Origin of the sequence: Legionella sp. km772 (assembly GCF_003989735.1) — a bacterium.
Taxonomy (GTDB): domain Bacteria; phylum Pseudomonadota; class Gammaproteobacteria; order Legionellales; family Legionellaceae; genus Legionella.
The window spans coordinates 1-2383 of record NZ_RZGQ01000280.1 but is presented as its reverse complement, the minus strand read 5'-3'; the positions used below and the strand labels follow the sequence as shown (position 1 = coordinate 2383).

Genomic DNA, 2383 nt, shown 5'->3' with positions numbered 1-2383 from the left:
TAAAAACTCATTTAAATCACTTTGCTATTAAGTACAAATTGATTCTTAGAGCGAACCAGATTGCTTGGCAGGAGCTTAAAAATATGGCAGCTTAAAATTGACCGTGCGTAACATGAGTAAGGAAGAGGTTTTTTATAAGAAACAGAATCTATTTATAAGTATAGACCATCTATGGAATGAGGCTAGTTGGTCATTTTCTTCCTAGTTTGACTTCTCTTGATATTAGGCTAATTTTTAAAATTAAGGGATTTGATGAGAGGATATCATGGCTGTGAAATTTGATACGATTATTTTAGGTGGGGGTAAAGGTGGAAAAACCCTTGCTGTTGATTTAGCAAAAAATGGCCAACGAGTCGCCATGGTTGAGGATAACCAGATAGGGGGGACTTGTATTAATGTAGCCTGCATTCCTACCAAAACCTTAGTCCAATCTGCAAAAATTGCGCATTATTGTCGTTCAGCGCAAGCTTATGGTTTAAAAGCTGAGCTTGCTCCTATTGATTTTAAAAGCATCCGTGAACGAAAAAATTCGGTGGTCCAAGCCATGCGTGAAGCCAATTTAAAGCAATTTTTGGATTCTGGCATGGATTTAATTTTAGGACGGGGCCATTTTATTGGTCCTAAGTTAATCGAAGTGCATTTGACTAAAGAGCGAGAGGGAAAAAAAACCTTAGAAATTACTGCTGAACAAATTATTATTAATACAGGTGCTCTTCCTTTTATTCCGCCCATCCCAGGTTTGGAGCAGGTCAAATACCATACCAATGAAAGCCTAATGAATGTTGATCAAGTACCACAACATTTACTTATTGTTGGCGGTGGTTATATTGGTCTAGAGTTTGCTCAACTATTTCGCCGCTTAGGCGCAGAGGTTACGGTTATTGAAGCGGGGAAAGAGTTTATTAATCGGGAAGATAGGGATATTGCCGAACAAGTTTATGAAACCCTAAAGAAAGAAGGGATCCATTTTGCTTTAAATACCCAAATAAACACTATCCGCCAGGAGGGTAAGGAGGTAGTGATTGAGGTTACTCAAGACAGTAAGGCTGCAAGATTTCGAGGTAGTGATGTATTGATTGCAGTGGGACGCAGCGCGAATACAGCGCATTTGCACGTTGATAAAACCGGTGTGGAGCTTGATGAACGGGGATTTATTAAAGTAAATGAGTATTTAGAAACTTCCACTAAGGGAATTTGGGCTCTAGGTGATGTAAAAGGAGGAGCCCAATTTACGCATTTATCCCTAGACGATTACCGTATCCTAAAGCACAATTTGCAAAACCCTCAAGAGCCGCATTCATCTCAGGGACGGCTTATTCCATATACGGTCTTTCTTGATCCGGAACTGGCGCGTGTGGGTATAACAGAAGCGCAAGCTCGTGCACAAGGATTAGCGATAAAAGTAGCGAAAATTCCTGCCGCATTAATACCGCGTGCCAAAACACAAGGGGAAACGACAGGTCTTTTAAAAGCGGTGATTGATGCAAAGACTGATAAAATTTTAGGAGTTTCCCTATTCTGTGCTGAAGCTGGCGAAATCTTAGCAGTACTGCAATTAGCTATGGAATGGAATATATCTTACACGCAATTACGTGATGTAATGTTTGCCCATCCTACTTTAGTTGAGGGTATCAATTTGTGGTTTTCTCATGTCGAGTTGGGATAGGATGTTTGACTTGCGAAGAGACGCTATTAATAAATACTGCTTAAGCCTTTCGCCATTGCACGCCCTGTTAAGACAGGGCGTGTGAACTTAGTTCTACTTATTGTTTTTCCCATGCACTGTACCAGGCTCTACCTACTCCGGGGGCGTAAGCGCCACTTTGATCATTACACCAGGCCGCTTGGAGGCATTTATAAAGAGTCCCTTCTATATCAGCAACGATAGTGCCATTCTTATAAGGTCGCCCCTCGGGAAAAGTTAAATAGCCAGCAGGTGCGGGTTTTGGCGTAACAGTCTTCCAGGCTCCAGAGTCTAAGCCATAAGCGCTTAAATTACACCATCCAGCTTCAATACACATATAGACTTGTGAATTGGCATTTTGCACTAAACTTCCTGCTTTATAGCTGCCAATCCCTGCAGGGTAAATTGGGTAAGTAGGACCCTGGCTGAGGTTTCGAATCACATAGGAGATGTTGGTTGTATCATTGGAGGACCGATAGACATAAACACGATTATCTCCATTTATCACAAATTGCACAATGGCTTGGGCCCCACTTCCTTGCAAGACGCCGACAGCAATTTTTAAACCATTAAACATACTTTTATTAACTCATGTTACGCACATAAACTTGTAGTTTGACTAAAAAGCATTAGAATTCCGCCCTTAATTTTAGGGAGGGAATTAAATGGATATGCTTGATCTTTATAGTGATTATTTGA

General features: G+C 40.9%; 2 protein-coding genes. One reads left to right on the top strand and one right to left on the bottom strand.

Annotation, left to right across the window (positions count from 1 at the left end; all coding sequences use genetic code 11):
- The first annotated feature begins 265 nt into the window (after window positions 1–265).
- Entirely contained in the window at window positions 266–1666 is a 1401-nt protein-coding gene (locus ELY15_RS15185) for an NAD(P)/FAD-dependent oxidoreductase (RefSeq protein WP_127101509.1), read from the top strand.
- A gap of 97 nt (window positions 1667–1763) precedes the next feature.
- Here the strand turns inward: ELY15_RS15185 and ELY15_RS15180 are convergent, their stop codons facing one another.
- Complete coding sequence (locus ELY15_RS15180; RefSeq protein ID WP_127101507.1) at window positions 1764–2261, bottom strand: hypothetical protein; 498 nt, start codon at window positions 2259–2261, stop codon at window positions 1764–1766.
- Window positions 2262–2383: the final 122 nt, after the last annotated feature.

Coding starts and splice junctions, on each gene's coding strand:
- ELY15_RS15185 (WP_127101509.1), top strand. CDS start 266: ATGGCTGTGAAATTTGATACGATTATTTTAGGTGGGGGTAAAGGTGGA.
- ELY15_RS15180 (WP_127101507.1), bottom strand. CDS start 2,261: ATGTTTAATGGTTTAAAAATTGCTGTCGGCGTCTTGCAAGGAAGTGGG.